22 protein-coding genes are annotated in these 19,888 nt (G+C 54.0%); 15 read left to right on the top strand and 7 right to left on the bottom strand.

Going from position 1 to position 19,888, the window contains the following annotated elements; all coding sequences use genetic code 11:
* Positions 1–6: 6 nt before the first annotated feature.
* A complete protein-coding gene (purN, locus tag AC3GOJ_RS06015) occupies positions 7–660 on the bottom strand; it encodes a phosphoribosylglycinamide formyltransferase (RefSeq protein ID WP_488236563.1) in 654 nt (217 codons plus the stop codon).
* A 3-nt stretch (positions 661–663) separates the two neighbouring features.
* A complete protein-coding gene (locus tag AC3GOJ_RS06010) occupies positions 664–1,305 on the bottom strand; it encodes a DedA family protein (RefSeq protein WP_488236562.1) in 642 nt (213 codons plus the stop codon).
* Between the two features lie 68 nt (positions 1,306–1,373).
* Between AC3GOJ_RS06010 and mutL the strand changes: the two genes are divergently transcribed.
* Genes mutL through AC3GOJ_RS05990 form a run of 4 tightly spaced genes read left to right on the top strand, consistent with a single transcriptional unit; the run spans position 1,374 to position 5,624 of the window.
* Positions 1,374–3,146, top strand: coding sequence for a DNA mismatch repair endonuclease MutL (gene mutL, locus AC3GOJ_RS06005; protein ID WP_488236561.1), 1,773 nt, complete (start codon positions 1,374–1,376; stop codon positions 3,144–3,146).
* Positions 3,136–4,104 carry a tRNA (adenosine(37)-N6)-dimethylallyltransferase MiaA gene (miaA, locus tag AC3GOJ_RS06000; RefSeq protein WP_488236594.1) on the top strand — a complete coding sequence of 323 codons (969 nt, stop codon included), beginning with the start codon at positions 3,136–3,138 and terminating at the stop codon, positions 4,102–4,104. The genes mutL and miaA overlap by 11 nt, the downstream gene beginning before the upstream one ends.
* A gap of 30 nt (positions 4,105–4,134) precedes the next feature.
* Positions 4,135–4,737 (top strand): type IV toxin-antitoxin system AbiEi family antitoxin domain-containing protein, encoded by a 603-nt coding sequence (locus tag AC3GOJ_RS05995; RefSeq protein WP_488236560.1) that lies wholly within the window; start codon positions 4,135–4,137, stop codon positions 4,735–4,737.
* Entirely contained in the window at positions 4,734–5,624 is an 891-nt protein-coding gene (locus AC3GOJ_RS05990; RefSeq protein ID WP_488236559.1) for a nucleotidyl transferase AbiEii/AbiGii toxin family protein, read from the top strand. Before AC3GOJ_RS05995 ends, AC3GOJ_RS05990 begins: the two co-directional genes overlap by 4 nt.
* 46 nt (positions 5,625–5,670) lie before the next feature.
* Here the strand turns inward: AC3GOJ_RS05990 and purM are convergent, their stop codons facing one another.
* The gene (gene purM / locus AC3GOJ_RS05985; protein WP_488236558.1) at positions 5,671–6,762 is read right to left on the bottom strand and encodes a phosphoribosylformylglycinamidine cyclo-ligase; all 1,092 of its coding nucleotides are present in this window, start codon (positions 6,760–6,762) and stop codon (positions 5,671–5,673) included.
* Positions 6,763–6,909: 147 nt separating this feature from the next.
* On the opposite strand from purM, the gene AC3GOJ_RS05980 reads away from it, so the two are divergent.
* From AC3GOJ_RS05980 to folK, 4 genes are read left to right on the top strand one after another with little or no spacing between them, the layout of a single operon-like run.
* Positions 6,910–7,581 carry an HdaA/DnaA family protein gene (locus AC3GOJ_RS05980; protein WP_488236557.1) on the top strand — a complete coding sequence of 224 codons (672 nt, stop codon included), beginning with the start codon at positions 6,910–6,912 and terminating at the stop codon, positions 7,579–7,581.
* Positions 7,582–7,584: 3 nt separating this feature from the next.
* Positions 7,585–8,304: a histidinol-phosphatase gene (locus AC3GOJ_RS05975; protein ID WP_488236556.1), complete on the top strand. Its 720-nt coding sequence runs from the start codon at positions 7,585–7,587 to the stop codon at positions 8,302–8,304.
* Positions 8,304–9,680 (top strand): polynucleotide adenylyltransferase PcnB, encoded by a 1,377-nt coding sequence (gene pcnB / locus AC3GOJ_RS05970; RefSeq protein WP_488236555.1) that lies wholly within the window; start codon positions 8,304–8,306, stop codon positions 9,678–9,680. Before AC3GOJ_RS05975 ends, pcnB begins: the two co-directional genes overlap by 1 nt.
* Positions 9,680–10,201 carry a 2-amino-4-hydroxy-6-hydroxymethyldihydropteridine diphosphokinase gene (folK, locus tag AC3GOJ_RS05965; RefSeq protein ID WP_488236554.1) on the top strand — a complete coding sequence of 174 codons (522 nt, stop codon included), beginning with the start codon at positions 9,680–9,682 and terminating at the stop codon, positions 10,199–10,201. The genes pcnB and folK overlap by 1 nt, the downstream gene beginning before the upstream one ends.
* On the opposite strand, the gene AC3GOJ_RS05960 is transcribed toward folK, so the two are convergent.
* From AC3GOJ_RS05960 to AC3GOJ_RS05950, 3 genes are all read right to left on the bottom strand, one after another.
* Positions 10,178–11,545 carry a carbohydrate porin gene (locus tag AC3GOJ_RS05960; RefSeq protein WP_488236553.1) on the bottom strand — a complete coding sequence of 456 codons (1,368 nt, stop codon included), beginning with the start codon at positions 11,543–11,545 and terminating at the stop codon, positions 10,178–10,180. The two genes, folK and AC3GOJ_RS05960, sit on opposite strands and share 24 nt — an antisense overlap.
* A gap of 128 nt (positions 11,546–11,673) precedes the next feature.
* Complete coding sequence (locus AC3GOJ_RS05955; protein ID WP_488236552.1) at positions 11,674–12,114, bottom strand: hypothetical protein; 441 nt, start codon at positions 12,112–12,114, stop codon at positions 11,674–11,676.
* Entirely contained in the window at positions 12,111–13,163 is a 1,053-nt protein-coding gene (locus AC3GOJ_RS05950) for a substrate-binding domain-containing protein (protein ID WP_488236551.1), read from the bottom strand. Before AC3GOJ_RS05950 ends, AC3GOJ_RS05955 begins: the two co-directional genes overlap by 4 nt.
* 94 nt (positions 13,164–13,257) lie before the next feature.
* Between AC3GOJ_RS05950 and panB the strand changes: the two genes are divergently transcribed.
* The 3 genes from panB (at position 13,258) to panD (ending at position 15,411) form a co-directional block, all read left to right on the top strand.
* Positions 13,258–14,076 carry a 3-methyl-2-oxobutanoate hydroxymethyltransferase gene (gene panB / locus AC3GOJ_RS05945; RefSeq protein ID WP_488236550.1) on the top strand — a complete coding sequence of 273 codons (819 nt, stop codon included), beginning with the start codon at positions 13,258–13,260 and terminating at the stop codon, positions 14,074–14,076.
* Positions 14,077–14,078: 2 nt separating this feature from the next.
* The gene (panC, locus tag AC3GOJ_RS05940; protein WP_488236549.1) at positions 14,079–14,915 is read left to right on the top strand and encodes a pantoate--beta-alanine ligase; all 837 of its coding nucleotides are present in this window, start codon (positions 14,079–14,081) and stop codon (positions 14,913–14,915) included.
* Between the two features lie 127 nt (positions 14,916–15,042).
* Positions 15,043–15,411, top strand: a complete 369-nt coding sequence (panD, locus tag AC3GOJ_RS05935; protein WP_488236548.1) for an aspartate 1-decarboxylase — start codon at positions 15,043–15,045, stop codon at positions 15,409–15,411.
* A gap of 30 nt (positions 15,412–15,441) precedes the next feature.
* Here the strand turns inward: panD and cobA are convergent, their stop codons facing one another.
* The gene (gene cobA / locus AC3GOJ_RS05930) at positions 15,442–16,236 is read right to left on the bottom strand and encodes a uroporphyrinogen-III C-methyltransferase (RefSeq protein WP_488236547.1); all 795 of its coding nucleotides are present in this window, start codon (positions 16,234–16,236) and stop codon (positions 15,442–15,444) included.
* A gap of 113 nt (positions 16,237–16,349) precedes the next feature.
* Between cobA and AC3GOJ_RS05925 the strand changes: the two genes are divergently transcribed.
* The 4 genes from AC3GOJ_RS05925 (at position 16,350) to AC3GOJ_RS05910 (ending at position 19,722) form a co-directional block, all read left to right on the top strand.
* Positions 16,350–16,793, top strand: a complete 444-nt coding sequence (locus AC3GOJ_RS05925; protein WP_488236546.1) for a CBS domain-containing protein — start codon at positions 16,350–16,352, stop codon at positions 16,791–16,793.
* A gap of 324 nt (positions 16,794–17,117) precedes the next feature.
* Positions 17,118–18,281 (top strand): NnrS family protein, encoded by a 1,164-nt coding sequence (locus AC3GOJ_RS05920; protein WP_488236545.1) that lies wholly within the window; start codon positions 17,118–17,120, stop codon positions 18,279–18,281.
* 23 nt (positions 18,282–18,304) lie between these two features.
* Entirely contained in the window at positions 18,305–18,631 is a 327-nt protein-coding gene (locus tag AC3GOJ_RS05915) for a metal-sulfur cluster assembly factor (RefSeq protein WP_488236544.1), read from the top strand.
* A 5-nt stretch (positions 18,632–18,636) separates the two neighbouring features.
* Entirely contained in the window at positions 18,637–19,722 is a 1,086-nt protein-coding gene (locus tag AC3GOJ_RS05910; RefSeq protein ID WP_488236543.1) for a hypothetical protein, read from the top strand.
* The last annotated feature ends 166 nt before the right edge of the window (positions 19,723–19,888 follow it).

Below are 19,888 nucleotides of genomic sequence, written 5' to 3'. Positions count from 1 at the left end.
CATCTCTCAGCCCACATGCGGGGCAATCAATCCAACATTATTAGCCAGTGCGCCATCCAGCAAGACGCGCTGGCCGACAACCTTCAAACGTCCTTCGGCAAACCAGCGGACCGCAGCCGGATACACCCGGTGTTCTTCAACGAGTACGCGGGCAGCGAGCGAGACCGCCGTATCATCCGGCAAGACCGGTATGGCCGCCTGGGCAATCATCGGGCCATGATCCAGTTCGGCCGTCACAAAATGCACCGTGCAGCCATGTAGATGGACACCGGCGTCCAGTGCCCGCTGATGGGTATGCAGACCTGTGAATGAAGGCAAGAGTGACGGATGAATATTGATCATCCGCCCGGCGTAATGATTCACCAAATCCGCTGTCAGTATGCGCATGAAGCCGGCCAGTACGATTAAATCCGGTGCGTATCGATCAATCGCGTCCCGCAACGATTGGTCATACACCGTCCGGTCCGTCACGCCTTGGGAAGGCACAATCTCGGTCGCAACGCCCGCAGCGGCCGCAAGCTGCAAACCGGGTGCATCTGCTTTATTGGCGATCACGGCGACCACGGCCGCCGGATAATCCGGTGCGGCTGCGGCTTCAAGAATTGCCGATAGATTCGAACCTCGTCCCGAGATCAGAACGACAACGCGGGCTTTAACCATGCATCAACCTTTGCTGCCTGCCGCACGGGCACGCAGCACCGCAATAATCCCCGGCAGAATCGACAGGAAAATAATCAGCAGAATGACCGCCGTCAGATTATTCTTGATAAACGGAATATTGCCGAAAAGATAACCCGCCAGCGTGAGCGAGATCACCCAAAGCAAGCCACCCGTGACGTTATAAAGAAAGAAGTGCTTTGCTCTCATCCCGCCAAACCCGGCTACAAACGGCGCCATGGTGCGCACAATCGGTAAAAAACGGGCGATCACAATAGTCTTTGGGCCGTGTTTTTCAAAAAATTGCTCGGTGTACTTCAGCTTCTCTGCGCTAATCAACCGTGTGCGTTTAATCAGGGCTTCACCAAACCAGTGGCCGATTGAATAATTGAGCGCGTCACCCAGAATAGCCGCAACCACCAATAGCACCATCAGCAAAGGCAGGCTCATTCCCTCCGTGACACAGATCGCCCCGGCCACAAACAATAACGAATCCCCTGGCAGAAAGGGCGCAATAACAATCCCTGTCTCCACAAAGATAATGGCGAACAGCAAGGCGTAGACCCAATCGCCATATTGCTGGACAAAAAACACCAAGTGTTTATCCAGATGCAGAACAAGGTCGGTAAAAGAGGCAAGCCATTCCATAGCGGGGCCATTTCTATTGATCAGGGACTAAGCCCGCTATTTTATCCGATCCCACTATAATCTCGACGATGAGCTTAACTACGCCACAACCTGTCATTCGTGCCCTCCCTGAGCATCTGATCAGCCAGATTGCTGCCGGTGAGGTTGTAGAGCGCCCGGCGTCTGTGCTGAAAGAGCTCCTGGAAAACGCCATTGATGCAGACAGCAGCCGGATTCGCATTGATCTGGAAGAAGGCGGCATGCGGCTCATCCGCATTACCGATAACGGCTGCGGTATTGATCAAAACCAGCTGGGGCTGGCGCTCACGCGTCACGCCACCTCAAAAATTCGCTCACTGGAAGACCTGGAACATGTGGGCACCATGGGTTTTCGGGGCGAAGCCCTGGCGGCCATAGCCAGCGTCTCTCGCCTCTCGCTGATCAGCTGCTCCCGAACAGCAGACCATGCCTGGCGGATAAGTGCCGATGGTGAATTAACCCCAGACGCCCTGCCCGCTGGGACCCAGGTTGAAATGCGTGATCTATATTTCAACACGCCCGCCCGCCGCAAATTCCTTAAAAGTGCAGCCACCGAGCAGGCGCACTGCATGGAGACCATACGTCGCCAGGCCTTAGCCCACCCCGAAATCGGCTTTACCATCAGCCGTGATGGCAAAGAAAGCCACCACTGGCCGCCTGACAACGCGGAAAGTCGGCTCCGGCAAGTGCTGGGCGATGACTTTCTCAAAGCCTGCCGAACCGTTCACCAGGGCAATGACCTGCTGCAACTGACTGGCTGGGCCATGATCCCTACCGCCATCTTGTCTGATCGTGAAGCCCAGCACACCTTCGTCAATGGCCGCTATGTGCGCGACAAGGTGATTCAACACGCCATTCGCGAAGCCTATCGTGATCAACTACACGGTAGCCGCCAACCGGGCTGTTGCCTCTTTCTCACTATCGATCCGGCACTCGTAGACGTTAACGTCCACCCTGCCAAAACCGAAGTGCGATTCCGAGACAGCCGCGCGGTGCATCAGTTCATTTACCACGCGCTCAAGCAGGTACTTGCGACCAGTACTGAAACGGCACCGCCCATTACGCTGGATCGCGTTGCAAATACCTACACCACGCCCGCCAGCTATCAACAGGGTTTGGGGCTGGCGGAGCCGCGGAGCCATTACCAAAGCGTTCAGATCTCCCCGTCTCAAAATGCAGCCACCATGCAGGCCTATGCACCAGCGTTCCAGGCCGAACAGCAACAACCCCCTTCGGAAATTCCGCCCTTAGGTTATGCCATCGGCCAACTGCATGATCGCTACATCGTTGCTCAAAATGCCCAGGGCATGATTCTCATAGATCAACACGCCGCGCACGAACGCGTGCTCTACGAGAAGCTCAAAACAGCCTGTGGCATGAGTCAACCGCCCCGGCAACCCTTACTGATTCCCGTAGCGGTTAGCCTGGACGACCTGGCTATGGCCTGCTATCACGAGCATCACACCGAGTTTGAGGCGCTCGGGCTAGAGCTATCGGAAGCCGGGCCCAATACCCTGGTCGTTCGGCAAGTCCCTGCAGGGCTTGGCCGTATTGATGCCGAAAGCCTGCTGAAAGAGCTACTCCGCACACTGCAAGAGTCACCGGCTCAGGCTAACTTAATTGCCCGGCAGGAACGACTCCTCGGCACCTGTGCCTGCCACGCCGCCATCCGTGGTCGGCACAGCCTAAGCCTCACAGAAATGAATGCCCTATTGCGCCAAATGGAAGACACGGAACGTGCAGACCAGTGCAATCATGGCCGCCCCACTTGGATTCTGGTCGACCTACCGGCCATCGATGCCTTGTTCCTCCATGGTCGCTGACACCAACAACACACTGCCGCCCGCCATACTGCTGCTCGGCCCCACCGCCAGCGGTAAAACCGATCTGGCGCTACAACTGGCCGATCTTTACCCGATCGATCTAATCAGCGTTGACTCGGCACTGGTGTTCAAAGACATGAACATCGGCACGGCCAAACCCGATAACGAGACGCTGCAGCACTACCCACACGCGCTGGTTAATGTGATTACGCCGGAAGAAAGTTACTCCGCCGCCCGCTTTCGGGAAGACGCATTAGCAGCCATGGCCGAGAGCACGTCTCGTGGACGCATTCCGCTACTGGTGGGCGGCACCATGCTCTACATCAAGGCGCTGCTTGAAGGCCTCTCGGATCTGCCGCAAGCCAACGCAACGCTTCGTGCCGAAATCGATGCACGCGCCCAACAACAGGGCTGGCCCGCGATTCATGAAGAACTGGCAAAGCTCGATCAAATCACTGTGGCACGACTAGCGCCTAACGACTCACAGCGCATCCAGCGCGCACTGGAAATCTGCCTCCTCAGCGGCCGACCTGCTTCAGCGCTCTACGCCGAACAACAGCAACAGCCTGCACCCCCCTATCGCTTTCTATCCCTCGCGCTATTACCCAGCGACCGCGCCTGGCTCCACGAGCGCATTGCCCTGCGCTTCAAGCTCATGCTGCAACAAGGCTTCATCGAAGAGGTCGAAGCGCTCCGCAGCAAATACACGCTCCATGCCGAATTACCTTCAATGCGCTGCGTCGGCTACCGCCAGGCATGGGAAATGTTGGAAGGCACCTTACCGGCTAAAGAACTCGAAGAGCGCGGCATCTACGCCACACGTCAACTGGCAAAGCGCCAGATCACTTGGCTCAATAACACCATTGGCTGCGAAGCTTTTGACTGCCTCCAAAACAACAACGCCGACCTGATCAGTCGGCGCGTTGCGGATTTTCTACAAAAAATTGCCAAATGTTGACATTTGGCGTGTATTTGTAAAAATGGCGGTATGAAATGCCATCAAGAAAAAGCCGCCTACCTCTGCAGCCGTCAAGGAATCCTTAAAACGAAGGATCTTGAAGACGCAGGGATTCATCGAGTTGCGATCGCGGAGATGGTTAAGAATGGCAAGCTGCTCAAGCTCAGTCGAGGGCTTTATGTTGATCCTGCTTATCCGCTTTCTGAAGAAAGCCAGCTTGCCCAGACTGCCATTAAATACCCGGGCGCGGTCTTTTGCCTGCTCACGGCACTTCAGATTCACGGGATAACGACCCAACTACCCCACGAGATATGGATCGCCATTCAAAGACACCAAAGCCCACCCAAACAGTCTTACCCACCGCTGCGCGTTTTCAGAACCGATTCCATTTCTGATGGCTTTGGTATTGAACAAAAGACCGTTGATGGGGTGGTTCAAATTCTGGTGACGGATATACACAGAACAATTGCCGAGTGTTTCAAATACCGTAACAAGCTTGGGCTGGATATTGCTCTAGAAGCACTGCATGAAGCGTGGGCAAAAAAAATAATTCATATGGATGCCCTGCACAAGGCGGCAAAACATCTGAGGGTCACCAATGTCATGCGGCCTTATCTAGAATCACTCTCGTGACGTACTCCAATATCATCGCGTCGATTCAAGCAAGGTTACTTAATCTAGCCAAGGCATCAAACCAGGAATACCAACGGATTTTGACGCGCTATGCCCTTGAGCGGTTTCTTTATCGACTCAGCATTTCTGAATATGCAGATAGTTTTACGCTCAAAGGCGCTTTGTTGTTCGACTTATGGTTTGACGTGCCACTACGGCCAACCCGTGACATTGATCTTCTTGGTTTCGGCTCTACTGAAGCCATACACGTAATTCAAACTTTTCAGGATATCTGTCGCGTGCCTTACACTGACGGGCTGACTTTCGAAGCAGACTCTGTAACTTGCAGCGATATCCGAGCGCAAGCGAACTACCCTGGGTTACAGGTTTCAATTCAGGGAAAGATAGGCAACAGCCGCTGTAATATCCGGGTGGATATCGGCTATGGTGACGCCGTGACACCCAAACCTGAATTTGCTGACTATCCCGTTTTGCTGGATAACCTAGCGTCACCCAAACTATTGGTATATCCACGATATACCGTTGTAGCCGAAAAAATTGAAGCCATCATTAAATTAGGCAGCACCAATAGCCGTATGAAGGATTATTTTGATCTTTGGATCATGCAACGCGAATTGACTTTTGATCCTATGATTCTTCGCATAGCACTGGAGGCAACATTAAACCGACGCGGCACACCCATGCCCGCTAAAACCCCTATGGGATTGAGTGATGAGTTCGCTGCTGACAATGCCAAGCAAACTCAATGGAAAAGTTTCCTGAAGAGAAATGCACTTCGGGAACCGACTCTCGAAGAAGCTGTAAAACAAATCCGAAACTGGATCTCCCCGCTCTTATGGCACGGGAACACGGAAAACACCTTGCCAAAAACAACAACGCCGACCTGATGGGTCGGCGTTATCGGTTAAAGCAGCGGAATTTCTCGCAGCCTAATCAGACCACGACGGTCGGTGCTTCACCGGCTTGGCTGGAGCGAATCACGCCAATACGGCTCACTTGTTCACCGTGCTCGGCCAGCACCTTGCTAACGGCATCCGCATTTTCCGGGGCCACCACGATCACCATGCCGATACCGCAATTGAATACGCGGTGCATTTCATCGTCGGCCACGCCACCCGCTTCCTGCAGCCAATTGAACAGCGCCGGACGCTCCCAGCTGTTGCGCTGGATTTCAGCCGTCAGGCCAGTCTGCAGAATACGTGGCACGTTTTCAGTAATGCCGCCACCGGTAATGTGCGCCAGGCCCTTAAGCGCACCAGGCAATGCCTGGAAAGCTGCCAATACCGACTTCACATAAATACGGGTGGGTGCCATGACCAGATCACCCAGAGTCACCTCATCCAGCAGATCGGTCGGTTTAGCACCGCTGCGCTCGATGATCTTGCGGATCAGCGAGTAACCATTCGAGTGGGCACCGCTTGAAGCCAGGCCTAGAACCACATCGCCCGCCTTAATGCTCTTGCCATCAATGATCTGCGATTTCTCGACAGCGCCGACAGCAAAACCGGCCAGATCATATTCACCCGCTGGGTACATATCCGGCATTTCAGCGGTTTCACCACCAATCAGTGCAGCGCCGGCCAATTCACAACCCTTGGCAATGCCACCCACTACAGCGGCGGCGGTATCTACATCCAGCTTGCCACAGGCAAAGTAATCCAGGAAGAACAATGGTTCGGCACCCTGCACCAGAATATCGTTAACGCTCATGGCCACCAGATCCTGGCCGATGGTGTCGTGACGGTTCCAGGCAAAGGCCAGGCGTAGCTTGGTACCTACGCCATCGGTACCGGAAACCAGTATGGGCTCTTTATATTTTTTGGAAATCTCGAACATGGCACCAAAACCACCAATACCAGCCATGACGCCTTCACGCATGGTGCGCTTGGCCATCGGCTTGATACGCTCGACCAGTTCATCACCGGCTTCCATGTCCACGCCGGCATCACGGTAAGATAGACCACCACCGGCCTTGGCATCATGAGCAGCAAACAATTGGCGAGCGTGATTGAGCGGGCAAAACATGGGCGATCCTTAAATCAAGATGGCGTTAAGAGTGCAACGTCTGGGGCTGAATGCCGTGTAAAATGGCGGCTTCTGACTAACGCGGGCGATTTTACACCGCGAATTGTAACCGATGAGGATACAACCTGCCTGACGATGCAGGTGACCATGCAACAACTGATACTCGATCTCCTGCCAGACCAGACGCCTGCCCTGCAGCACTTTCTGCCGGGTGAGAACGTGGAATTGCTGTCAGCGCTGGAAAACTGGCTGAATCAGCCGGTTGCGGCTTATCCGGGCAATCTATTCGTTATCTGGGGGCCTACGGGCAGTGGCAAGTCATTTCTGAACCAATGCCTGATCAGTGGCGGATTCAGCCCATTACCCCTATCAGACATGCTCTTAACGCCGCCTGCACAAGGCTGGGCACTGGAAGATGCCCAGAAACTGGATGCCAACGGCCAGCAAGACCTATTCCGTCACCTGGTACGCCTCGCGCACGCAGGCGAACGTCTGTTAGTGACTATGGATCTGCCGCCCGATGCCCAACCGGATTTACGGGAAGATGTCCGCACCCGCTTAGGGGCTGGCCATATCTACCGCCTTGCACCGCTGGACGAAGCCGCCCAACGCCTCCTGCTCGCGCAACGTGCCGAGCATCGTGGCTGGGTGCTTACACCTGATGTGCTCGATTATCTCTACCAGCGCGCACCACGCGATCTGTCTAGCCTCTCGGCCTTAATCCGCCGGCTGGACGAACTGTCTTTGGAGCATAAGCGCCGCATTACCCTGCCTCTGCTTCGTACGGCGCTGGCTGAATCTACTGTGACTGCAGACTAATTTATGACGCAACAACGCACCATCGCCCTGTTCGATCTGGACAATACCCTACTCAATGGAGACTCCGATTTTGAGTGGGCCCAGTTTCTTATTAGCAAAGGCGTGGTTGATCCGGAAATCCAGGCCGCTAAAAACGCCCAGTTCTACGCTGATTACAAAGCCGGCACGCTGGATATTCATGCCTTTCTCGACTTCCAGCTGGCACCGCTGGCGCGTCACCCTCGCTCGCAGCTAGATACGTGGCATCGTGAATTTATGCAAAAGCATATTCTCCCGATCATGCTAGATAACGCCCGCGCCCTGGTAAACCACCACCTGGAAATGGGGCATCTCTGTGCCGTGGTGACTGCCACCAATGCGTTTGTTACGGGTGACATTGCGCGGGAATTTGGCATTCCGCATCTGATTGCCACGATCCCGGGCGAGGTTGCCGGCCAATTCACTGGCAAACCGGTGGGCACCCCGTCATTCCAGAAGGGAAAAATTACTCGGGTAAACGCCTGGTTAGAATCGATTGGGCTCTGGCAAGGCAGCTTTGAGCGCCGCTGGTTCTATAGCGATTCGCACAACGACTTACCGCTGCTGGAATGGTCGACCAACCCCGTGGCCGTTGATGCTGATGACACATTGAAAGCGCATGCCATCGCTAAAGGCTGGCCTGCTATTACCCTACGCGACAGCAGCACGCCTGACGCGCTATTCCGTATGATTGGTCTTGCTTAATGATCCGCCGTTTCGTCAAAAAGATTTTTAACCGCCACGCCGCACCAGCGGTTCAGCAGGAACCTACGATCATTCCGGTAAAAACACACGGCATTACGCGCGACATGCTGAGTCGAGGTGCCGAACGGGTTTGTGAGGATCTGGAACGCGCAGGCTATCGTGCTTATGTGGTGGGTGGCGCCGTTCGTGACTTACTCCTGAATCGTGACCCCAAAGATTTCGATATCGCTACGAATGCCACACCAGAACAGGTTCGTCGTTGCTGCCGCCGCTCTCGCATTATCGGACGACGCTTCCAGATTGTGCATGTGATGGTCGGCCAGGAGCTGATTGAAGTCACCACCTTCCGTGCTCTGCATGAAGACGCCTCCGCCACCGATGAACATGGCCGTGTACTACGCGACAACACCTTTGGCACACAATCGGACGATGCCGCCCGTCGGGACTTTACGGTCAATGCGCTGTACTACGACCCGTACGACGAAACGATTCATGACTACCACCATGGCTATGCAGATCTTAAACAGCGCACACTGCGCATGATTGGCGACCCGAAGGTACGTTACCGTGAAGACCCGGTACGTATGCTGCGCGCTGTCCGTCTGGGTGCAAAACTGAATCTCGATCTGGACGTTGCAACACGCAAACCGATTCGTGAAATGGCTGATTTACTTGACAACGTGCCCCCGGCGCGTCTGTTTGATGAAATGCTGAAGCTACTCACCTGCGGTGATGCGCTGGCTTGCCTGAAGCGCCTACGTGATGAAGGTCTGCACCATGGCGTACTGCCTTTACTCGATGTCATCCTTGAGCAACCCTTAGGCGAACGTTTTGTAGAACAGGCACTGACCAACACCGACCAGCGGATCCGCGAAGGCAAATCTATTTCTCCGGGCTTCCTCTTTGCCGCCCTGCTCTGGCACGAAGTGCTGGCACACTGGAACAAGCGCAAAGCCAAAAATGAGATAGCCATTCCGGCACTGTTTGCTGCGATGTCTGATGTACTCGATCGCCAGGCAACCAAACTGGCCATTACCAAACGCCTGGTCGGTGACATAAAAGAAATCTGGTCACTACAGCCGCGCTTCGAACAACGCAGCGGCAAGCGCCCCTATGGCTTGCTTGGCCACCCGCGCTTCCGGGCGGGTTATGACTTCATGCTCCTGCGGGCACAAACAGGCGAGATCAATTCAGAATTAGGTGAGTGGTGGACAGCATTTCAGGAATCCGATGCCGCTGTTCAAGAGTCTCTGATTGCTGGCGCACCCAAGGATAACGCCGCCCCCGCCAAGAAACGCCGGCGCCGTAGCCCTAATCGTAAACGCAGCCAGAATGCTGACGGCGGTAACACGCCCACAAACCCTCAGGGCGAATAATGGCACCCCATTTACCGCATCTGGCCGTGATTGGCCTAGGCGCCAATCTGGGTGATGCACGCAATACATTGCAAGAGGCCATCCAAAAGCTGAAAAACAATGCCAGCACGGCTGAATGGCAGCTTTCTCCGTTGTACCGGACAGCACCGATAGGCAGCGAAGAAGCGCAGCCCGATTACATCAACGGGGTTGCCGCCTGTCGCACGAACTTAGCACCCGAAGCGCTGATGCGCTGGTTGCTTGAAACCGAGCGTCAATTCGGACGAGATCGCGGCAAGGATGTGATGCGTAACTCACCGCGCACCCTGGATCTGGATCTGTTGCTCTATGACACCGTGGTCATGGATACCCCATTGCTGGTGTTGCCGCACCCTCGCCTACATCAACGGGCTTTTGTGCTACGCCCGCTACTGGATGTAATGCCGAACATGAGCGTCCCCGGTCTTGGCCAACTGGATCAGTACCTGCCACAGGTTGCTAACCAAGCGATCGAACGTTTAGAAGGACACAATCGTTCTTAAACCGAGCACCGTAGCATTGGGAATAGCTAGCTGATTATTCTGAGGTTGCGGTGCCCGAGCACCGGGATTAATTACATAAGTAATGAACGGCTGAATCGCTAGCCAGGGCGAAATTACGGCCTGGTAATCCAGCTCTATGAATGATTCGAAATTGGGGATTGGTTGATTCGTCCCCTGATACTGGTTTTCATAGCGCACGTTGTTCGCATAACTTGAACTCATGTTCATGTAGGCAAAGCCGATGGCGCACTGATCCAGCGGCCGGCCATCCACCAGACCGGTATAGGCTAATCCCCCTTCCACAAACCAGTTTACCTGATTCCGGTCACTTTGCGGACTGATGTGCACACTGGCAAATACATTCGGCCCCTGGTTATCCGTGTTGGCATCCCGCCAGATGGCCTGGTCAAAACTGGCATACAAGGAATAATTGCCCTTGTAGCTTTGCGGCGTCGCATTATCACTCGCAGCCAGTGGCTGACCATCATTTGCCATGCTCAGGCTATTAAAGCTTTGTGAGTTGTACCACCCACCCAGCTTGTAAGTCCCTGGCATACCGCCTTTACCTTCGGGATTCAGGTTATAAATCGCTTCAGCGAAGCTCAGCACACCTTGCCCCAATGGGAACTCCAGCCCATTGCTATTGCCATTGGGGTTTTTGCCTGTAGGATTGCCGTTAAACACGGCGCCCTGAAATGCCCAACGTTCATTGGGCGTCAGGATCAACTGTGCACCGGGTACCGCATTCGGGTACGTAGGCCCGGATCCGGGTAAGTTCTGTGCCCAGATCGCCGGCCAGCCCCAGGTACTGTTCACCATAAAGGCCGCTGATTCGATGGTATTAAAATTCAGATCCGCTTCGATCTGCCCCACTTTAACGGCCAGAAACTCATCAAAAAGCTTTTGCTTGAGCCAGAATTCGCCCATCTTGGTGCCGTCCGGCGCGTATTCGGTATTGGTCACGGTCATGATGTTGTGGAGATTGGTCTGACTAATACCCTTCCCTTGAACCACATAAGCCGCGATATGGGCACTGCCCCCTGCCCACCCTACGAGCTTATTCAGGTCCATATCGACTTGAGGCTGGAATAAGCCGTCATATTCCACGCCACGACGCACACCACCATTGACATTACCCATCACATCGGAGGTTTGGGTCAGGCTAAAAACGACACCGTTATCTTCGAGCTTGCTGCGCAGACCGCCCCAATCGCCAGTCAGCGATGGTCGAACAAAAAAACCGTCCGGATTATCTTCGGATGCCGACACCCATCCCGGGGCTGCACAGAACAGCACCCCCAAAAGATAGGCAAAATAACGGGCATCCAGTCGGCATCCGGTCAAAACAGCACCTACAAAACTGACGACACCAGATCGCCAAGATTTAATAAAAACAGATAGTTACAAAATTATAAAACAGACAGGTTAATTTTTTGTGACATCAAAAACCACATGAGTCGTACACACAGTACTCAGGGTTGATTCTTACCCATTTCCAGAACAATCCGGGGCGGGCCTTCCAGGGGGACATCACAGAGAACAACCGCCGGCTCCCAGTTCTCGAAGAAACTGTACGCCCTGACACGGCCTTCCGCATAAATCCGGACTTTCTGATACGGCATCCCTTGCAACGTGCCTTCAAGGACATACGCTGTCTGCACCGATTTCGGCGTAAAACGCAGTTTGTTGAACACGCTACCGCTAGTCGTCTGTGCAAAGTCCTTGGCTAGGGCGACGCACCCCAGAAGCTCCGGTCGCTTACGAAAAAGCTCCTGCTCCGCGTACAAGGACTGATAACGGTCATTGTATTTGGTTGGTACACGCCCGGCAAAAGCCTGCGTCGTGATCAAACCAAACAGCAGCAACACCGCAATACGGATCGACCAGGCAGGCATCAAAGCCCGAATGCTCATGATCCACTCCCTTTTTTCACGGCACGGCCATCATAGGTTTTCTTCGTGACCATACTGTTCAACGCGGGCGCGACCACCTCGTAGGCCACAGGAAACAATCCGGCTTGCGTCTCGATACGCTGCGCATTTTTTAATGCCCAGGTCAGAAACTGGACGGTTTCTATGGCATCCGGGATATCTTCAGGTACTTGCTTCATTTGGCCATAAACAATCGATATAATCGGCCAGGCGTCCACGGCGGACACATTAACGGGGGCCATGGCTCCGGGCTTCGTCTGGCTCGTAAAACTCTCAAATGCCTGACGCACCCGCGCATTGCTTAACTTAACGTAATGCCCCTGTGCATTTTGCAGCTGAGTCGCCACTAAATTAAACGTTGCCAGATTCATGGTGGGCTGGAAACCCAGCGCGCCTTCGGTCTCGAGCACTTTTTGCGCCGCAGCACGGCTGTCTTTTTCACCTTCGCCCAGCGGCCAAATCAAACCGGATCCAATACCAATGCCTTGACGCCAATCGACAGAAGCGTCTGCGAGATATCGCATGAAATTGAGTGTAGCTACCGATCCATCCGACTGGGCTACTGGCACAATCGGCAACGATGGCAACCTCAGGCCCGGGTTGATTTCAGAAATTCTAGGATCATCCCAACGGTTAATGCGCCCCATGTAGATGGCGGCGAGAAGCGCCCCATTCAGGCGTAAGGACTCAGCCGGCACCCCCGGCACATTGGCTACGACAGCCACACCAAACCCAAAAAGTGGGAACTGAAAAAGGCCTAGCTGCTGAAGGCGATCCCCGGCACTTGGAAACTCCACAACCGCCAGATCATAAATGCCCACGAACAATTCCGAGGTTGAAATATCTTCCAGGGAATTCACATAAGACGTACGGATACCGGTTGCCGCAGTGAATGCCGCCTCATATTGACGGATTGTTGGCGCAACCAGCGAAGACCCCACGGCCTCAACGTTTGCTAATACCGGCATCGGTATTGTCAGCCCGAAAAAACCCAGACAAACTAACCCTGTCCGGAAAAATTTACGTATCATCACCAGCACCTTACTTGTGGCACAAAAAACAAAGGGGGTTGTGTGCACATCTCACAATACCGCGTCTGCCATCTTAAACTGAATCTATTACATCATGTCAGCACAAACCACTGTCCGCCGTCTTCACCCGCTTGACCTGGCCCGCCAGCGTGAACGTGGTGAAAAGATCGTCATGCTGACCTGCTATGACGCAACCTTTGCCCGCGTCTCTGAGGCCTCCGGCGTTGACGCCCTCCTGGTGGGCGATTCGCTGGGTATGGTACTACAGGGTCACCACTCGACACTGCCGGTTTCACAGGCCGACATGGCCTACCACGTTGCCTGCGTTGCGCGCGGCTGCGACCGGCCACTAATCATCGCCGACATGCCCTTTGGCACCTATCAGGAAAGCCCGGAGCTGGCTTTCCGTAATGCCGCCCAGCTCATGGCCGCCGGCGCCCAGATGGTGAAAATCGAAGGGGGCCGTGAGATGGCAGTCACCACCGGTTTTCTCACAGCGCGGGGCATTCCAGTCTGCGGCCATATCGGCCTCACACCACAATCGGTGTTTCAACTGGGTGGATACCGCGTTCAGGGTCGAGGTGATGGTGATCGCGAGCGGTTGCTAACAGACGCCATGGCGCTGGAAGAAGCCGGTGCCAGCCTGGTCGTTCTCGAAGCGATGCCGGCGAAGGTGGCTGACTTCATTACCAGCCACCTGCGCATTCCGACCATTGGCATTGGTGCCAGCACCGGCTGCTCCGGCCAGGTCCTTGTGCTGCATGACATGCTGGATATCGCCCCCGGTAAAAAACCCCGCTTCGTTAAAAATTTCATGACGGGCAAAGATTCAGTGGCCGCGGCCATTGCTGCCTATGTTGAAGAAGTCCGCGCCGGCACTTTCCCTGGCCCGGATCAGATTTACCCGGAATAAGCATGCAAATCTTCTCAAATGTTGCCGAGCTCCGTTCGGCGTTGGCTCAAGTACGTCAGCAAGGACGAACCATTGCCTTTGTGCCGACCATGGGCAACTTGCATGCCGGTCACATCAGTCTCATGCGCCAAGGTCGTGAACACGCTGACTGCGTCGTTGCGAGCATTTTCGTCAACCGGCTGCAATTTGGCCCCCACGAAGACTTTGACAAATACCCCCGCACCTTTGAAGCAGATTGCGCCCAACTAAGTGAAGCCGGCGTTGAATTCCTGTTTGCCCCCACCGAAGCCGACCTCTACCCCGAACCTCAGACCTACGTGATTGAACCGGCAGAGATCCAGTTTCTGCTGGAAGGCGAATGTCGGCCTGGCCACTTCCGGGGGGTTGCCACGGTAGTGATGAAGCTATTCCAGATTGTGCAGCCGGATGTCGCGCTGTTCGGAAAAAAGGATTATCAGCAGCTCATGGTGCTACGTAACATGGCAAAGCAATTCATGCTGCCCATCAGAATCATCGGTGGCGAAACTGTCCGTGCTGAAGATGGCTTAGCCCTATCTTCGCGTAATGGCTACCTCAGCCCGGAAGAGCGTGCCGAAGCACCACGCCTGCAACAGACCTTGCAAAACATTCGCCAGGCCGTGCTATCAGGTGACCGAAATTACGAATCCTTGTGCCAAAAAGCCACTGAAAACCTGGATGCCCATGGCTGGAAAACAGATTACATCAGCATACGCCGCCAGCAAGATCTGGCACCGGCAACCCCCTCAGACACTGATTTAGTGATCGTTGCCGCCTCAAAGCTCGGCACCCCTCGGCTCCTGGACAATCTAGAGATCTAGAACTCTTTGTTTTTGTTGGTTTTTTATCAATAAAACTTTTTGTTACAGGGTTATTGACAGCGCGTAATTCACGATTCACAATGCGCTTCCCTTTCCTGACTTCAGGTTGATATCCATGCAGCGAACCATGCTCAAGTCCAAACTGCACCGCGTAACTACCACGCATGCGGAATTGCACTATGAGGGCTCTTGCGCCATTGATGAAGACTTGCTCGACGCCGCAAACATTCGTGAGTACGAGCAGATCGACATTTGGAATATCAACAATGGCGAGCGCTTCACAACTTATGCCATTCGCGGTGCACGCGGATCGGGCATGATCTCCGTTAATGGTTCGGCCGCACGTCGTGCTGCACCTGGTGATCTGCTGATCATCGCGACCTTTGCCGTGTACAACGAGGTGGAACTGGCTAATTACGAACCCAAGCTGGTGTACGCCGATGCCAACAACCGCATTGCGCGTATTGGCAACGGGATACCTGCACAGGCTGCCTAAGCTTTTAGGCTGACCCGCTTCGGTGGGTATTCAGTTCGGTCTATAGAGCCGAACCACCTCTCCCACAATCAGTAGCGCCGGTGGCTTGATTGCCTCGGCGCTAATTTGTTTGGCCAGCGTTTTTAGCGTGGCAATAACTACCTTCTGATCTGGGCGAGTCCCGTGATAAATCACAGCGACGGGCGTTTCTGGCGCACGACCATGCGCCATGAGCGCTTCGGCAATACCGGCTGCAGCCGTCATCCCCATGTAAAAGACCACCGTTTGAGCCGGACGTGACAACCCGGCCCAATCCAGCTCATTCAAACCCTGTTTCAGGTGACCCGTTGCGAAAGTCACCGATTGCGCCCAATCGCGATGCGTCAATGGGATACCGGCATAGGCCGCACAGCCGACAGCGGCTGTAATACCCGGCACGACCTCCACTGCAATACCGGCTTCGAGCAAGGCATCCATCTCTTCGCCGCCACGCCCGAAGATGAACGGATCACCACCCTTTAATCGCACCACACGTTTACCGGCTCGAGCCAGATCGACCAACCACTGGTTAACTTGCTGTTGTGGCAACGCGTGTTTGGCCGCTTTCTTGCCGACGTAATGGCACTCGGTACCCTGATTTACCCACTTGAGGAGTTCCGGGCCAACCAGATTGTCATAGAGCACTACATCGGCTGCGGCAATCCGCCGCAAAGCTTTCAAGGTGAGCAATTCGGGATCGCCCGGCCCAGCCCCAACCAGACAAACCGACCCAGGACGAAAGGCCTTAGGCCCATGATGGGACTGAAGCAGAAAATTCTGGATCTGAGAAATCGGAAAGTTCGTCATAAAATTATCTGGGTGAAATCGAAAGAAATTACACACCCCTCTTGCCAGAAAGGAGCGGTAAGCATATCTTAATACTTCGAGCAAACCGTGTGCTTAAACAACAGGAGTCAGAGATGTCACTCACCATTCGCCAACTGCTGAACCATAAAGTTTCCGGCATCTATGCCATTCGCCCGGACGCATCGGTTCTGGAAGCACTCGAGCTGATGGCACGAGAAGACATCAGCTCGGTGCTCGTCATGGAAGGCAACGCCCTACAAGGCATTTTCACGGAGCGTGATTATGCTCGTAAAGTCATTTTGCGCGGCCGTAACTCACGCGATACCGTGGTTCGGGAGCTAATGACCAGCCAGCTCATTACGATGAGCCCCGATCAAACCATTGATGACTGCATGGGTATCATGACCGAAAAGCACATTCGCCACCTGCCGGTGATGGAAGGTGACAAGGTGATTGGGCTGGTATCGATTGGCGATGTCGTTAAATCAATTATCGCGGGTCATGAAGAGACTATCCAGCAATTGGCTGGCTACATTGCAGGCGATCTGAAAACCTAATTGTTTTCACCGAGGACCATCCGCCTCGCAACTGACCTTTGCTTGTATCGGTGTGATTCAGGAAAATCCTGAAGCACTCGCTCGTTTGCAATAAACACCTCTACCTGACGGATAACACCCGACGCAAGGACGCAAAGTCGATCCATCTTGCACACCTAGGCTGTTGCCAAAGCGTTGTGATTACCCAAAAACTTCCTTCAGAAACACACGAAATTATATGTACCCACTACGGGGTATTTATTGTTCTGAAAAAATCCATACACTTGGGAAAACTATCCTATGATTTAAGTTCAGCCACATAATATGTTGCACCTTAGACGTTTTTTGAACGCTGCTATTTGGCAGGTTGGGTTTCGACCATTTTTCGTTGTCACCTGCTTATCCGGTGCCCTGTTCCCAGTGTGGTGGACATGGATTTATAGCGGCCGTACATCATGGTCAGCACTGGATCTCACCCCCCTTCTCTCGGCATCTCGCTGGCATGCCCACGAAATGTTTTACGGATTTGGCTGGGCGCTACTCGGTGGTTTTCTGTTAACCGCCACAAAAAACTGGTTAGGTATTCGGGGACGGCACGGACCTATTCTTGTTGTGCTATGCGGATTATGGCTGCTGGATCGGCTTGTCATGGCTTATGGCGGTGCATGGCCGCCGCTCGTCGCCTACGCGCTATCTCCGCTATTCCTGATATTCATTGTGGTGCTCCTGAATATCGACCTGATCCGTCATCATGGCAAAGACAGCTTTCCCGATAATGTCTACCTGATCATGTCGTTGCCGATCTTCATCATCGCCAAGCTCAGCATGATGGTTGAAAGCATCGATCCTACTATAGGCACAACCATGACCTTGGCTCTTTTCAGACTGGCATTCTTGATCATGCTGGAAAGAACCATTCCAGCATTTATGAAGGGCGCTTTTTCTGTCGATCTGATCCAGCCGTCATGGAGCCAGCATGGCATCAAACTCATTGGCTTCGCACTGATCTTTACCAACTGGTTACCCGCCCCCTTACTCTCGGGGCTTTGTCTCTTGCTAGCAGTGCTGCTACTGATGCGATTTTTTAAGTGGTTTCCGTCCAAAGCATTTTGCCGGATCGATATCGGCATCATGTACCTTGGCTATTTGGCCATCGTGGCGAATCTTTTACTGAATGCTGCCACGCCTTATCTGGGGCACTGGGCAGGCGCTGCCTCGATCCACATGTTTACCCTAGGCGCCATCGGTCTTATTGCCCCCGCCATGATCATCCGCATCAGCAACGGACATACAGGTCGTAAAGTGCAATTCAACAAGTGGGACAGATACCCACTCTATCTGATGATCACCGCCCTGTTATTCAGGGTAATTGCTCCCTTCATTATTCCGAGCACCTACATCACTGAACTCACTTTATCAGCTCTATGCTGGCTAATCGCATTCGGGATCATTGGCTATCGCTATATCCCGATATTAATCAAACCACGCGTTGACGGACGACTACATTAAACACAGGATTTATGGATGTCCCTATGAGTACACCGCTGACGCCGCCTGAACTGCTCGACAAAACAGCAATCCTGAGCTGGCTTAAAACAGTCATCGACCCTGAAGCCGGGATCAATATCGTCGACATGGGTCTGATCTACGATGTTCAATACGATAGCCAGCAGATCATGATCTCCATGACCATGACATCGCCCGCTTGCCCGGTCGGCGATCTATTGATTGAAGATGTCGAGCGGTGCATACGATCCCATGTCGCGCCGGAAACCCTCATCAAAGTTGCGCTGACGTTCAATCCGCTGTGGGAACCCGCCATGATGTCCGAACAAGCCAGAGAAAGCTTCGGGTGGTAATGTCGATGGCACCTAAATACCGCCTGCCGTTCCTGTTATTAGGGATGCTATCGCTGGTGACAGGCGTGGCCACCGGCCTTGCCCGATTCGGAATATCAACGCCGGAGATGGTTCAATCGGCCAGCGGATCTCACAGCGCTTTCATGGTATCGGCCTTCTTCGGCACGCTCATCGGTCTGGAGCGGGCGGTGGCCACACGCTATCTCTGGGCCTACTTGGCACCGCTGTTCAGCGGGCTCGGTGGCTTGTTGCTTTTACTCCCGACACCCGACTCTCTTTCCAGCCATTTTGCTCCAGGTCTGATGATGCTGGCTGGTGCCGTATTTACGGCAGCCAGCGCCATGATCGTTATTCAACAGAAGGCACTATTCACCATCACGCTATGGCTTGCAGCAGCACTCTGGTTCCTGGGTACCTTCCTGTGGTTCTGGACAGGCAATCTATGGGTCAGCATTCCCCTCGGACTATGCTTTCTGGTCTTTACCATCGCCGGCGAACGTCTGGAACTCACCCGGTTCATGCCACCCCGCCAATCAACGGCCAAATGGTTTGTCGCCTTACTGGTGATTATGACGCTAGGCAGTCTGCGCTCCGGCATGACTGCTTTTACAGATAACACACTGCTGGGCCTGGGCCTTGCCGGCCTGGCTCTCTGGCTGTTCCAATTTGATATTGCACGAAAAACAATACGCCAAACCGGCATTACGCGCTTTGTTGCCTGTTGCCTGCTCAGTGGTTACTTCTGGTTACTGACGGGGGGGATGCTACTGACGCCGATCCTCCCAACCGATTTCAGTGCTTATCAGCGGGATGCGGCGGTCCATGCGGTTGCGCTGGGCTTCGTCTTTTCCATGGTCATCGGTCACGCCCCGATTATTTTTCCGGCCATCATGCGGGTGGCCATTCCCTTCAGTGCTCGGATGTACATGCCTCTCGCCTTACTGCATCTCGGCGTTGCCGTCCGCATCATGGGTGATCTCCTACCCGACACCACCATCAGAACTCTTGGGGGCGCACTCAATGCGCTGGCGCTGCTGGCTTTTATTCTGACGTTGCTGGTTCAGGTCAGTGCTGGGCGATGCAGAAACTAATTCTGATTTGGCCCATCGCTTCCTTGAGGCATCATCACCTTGCTCTCTAAAGCCTGCTGCTTGTGTCGCAAGCGCGCATTCTTTGCTTCATCATTAGCAAAGACATAGCGACCCGCCAGAACACAGCCTTTCATACCAGGGTTACATGCCCGCTGCGCCACTTTCT

The organism is Fluviibacter sp., assembly GCF_057744235.1.
Note: the sequence above shows the minus strand (reverse complement) of the source record. Positions and strands in the feature narration are given on the sequence as shown.

Coding starts and splice junctions, on each gene's coding strand:
- purN (WP_488236563.1), bottom strand. CDS start 660: ATGGTTAAAGCCCGCGTTGTCGTTCTGATCTCGGGACGAGGTTCGAAT.
- AC3GOJ_RS06010 (WP_488236562.1), bottom strand. CDS start 1,305: ATGGAATGGCTTGCCTCTTTTACCGACCTTGTTCTGCATCTGGATAAA.
- mutL (WP_488236561.1), top strand. CDS start 1,374: ATGAGCTTAACTACGCCACAACCTGTCATTCGTGCCCTCCCTGAGCAT.
- miaA (WP_488236594.1), top strand. CDS start 3,136: ATGGTCGCTGACACCAACAACACACTGCCGCCCGCCATACTGCTGCTC.
- AC3GOJ_RS05995 (WP_488236560.1), top strand. CDS start 4,135: ATGAAATGCCATCAAGAAAAAGCCGCCTACCTCTGCAGCCGTCAAGGA.
- purM (WP_488236558.1), bottom strand. CDS start 6,762: ATGTTTTGCCCGCTCAATCACGCTCGCCAATTGTTTGCTGCTCATGAT.
- AC3GOJ_RS05980 (WP_488236557.1), top strand. CDS start 6,910: ATGCAACAACTGATACTCGATCTCCTGCCAGACCAGACGCCTGCCCTG.
- AC3GOJ_RS05975 (WP_488236556.1), top strand. CDS start 7,585: ATGACGCAACAACGCACCATCGCCCTGTTCGATCTGGACAATACCCTA.
- pcnB (WP_488236555.1), top strand. CDS start 8,304: ATGATCCGCCGTTTCGTCAAAAAGATTTTTAACCGCCACGCCGCACCA.
- folK (WP_488236554.1), top strand. CDS start 9,680: ATGGCACCCCATTTACCGCATCTGGCCGTGATTGGCCTAGGCGCCAAT.
- AC3GOJ_RS05955 (WP_488236552.1), bottom strand. CDS start 12,114: ATGAGCATTCGGGCTTTGATGCCTGCCTGGTCGATCCGTATTGCGGTG.
- AC3GOJ_RS05950 (WP_488236551.1), bottom strand. CDS start 13,163: ATGATACGTAAATTTTTCCGGACAGGGTTAGTTTGTCTGGGTTTTTTC.
- panB (WP_488236550.1), top strand. CDS start 13,258: ATGTCAGCACAAACCACTGTCCGCCGTCTTCACCCGCTTGACCTGGCC.
- panC (WP_488236549.1), top strand. CDS start 14,079: ATGCAAATCTTCTCAAATGTTGCCGAGCTCCGTTCGGCGTTGGCTCAA.
- panD (WP_488236548.1), top strand. CDS start 15,043: ATGCTCAAGTCCAAACTGCACCGCGTAACTACCACGCATGCGGAATTG.
- cobA (WP_488236547.1), bottom strand. CDS start 16,236: ATGACGAACTTTCCGATTTCTCAGATCCAGAATTTTCTGCTTCAGTCC.
- AC3GOJ_RS05925 (WP_488236546.1), top strand. CDS start 16,350: ATGTCACTCACCATTCGCCAACTGCTGAACCATAAAGTTTCCGGCATC.
- AC3GOJ_RS05915 (WP_488236544.1), top strand. CDS start 18,305: ATGAGTACACCGCTGACGCCGCCTGAACTGCTCGACAAAACAGCAATC.
- AC3GOJ_RS05910 (WP_488236543.1), top strand. CDS start 18,637: ATGGCACCTAAATACCGCCTGCCGTTCCTGTTATTAGGGATGCTATCG.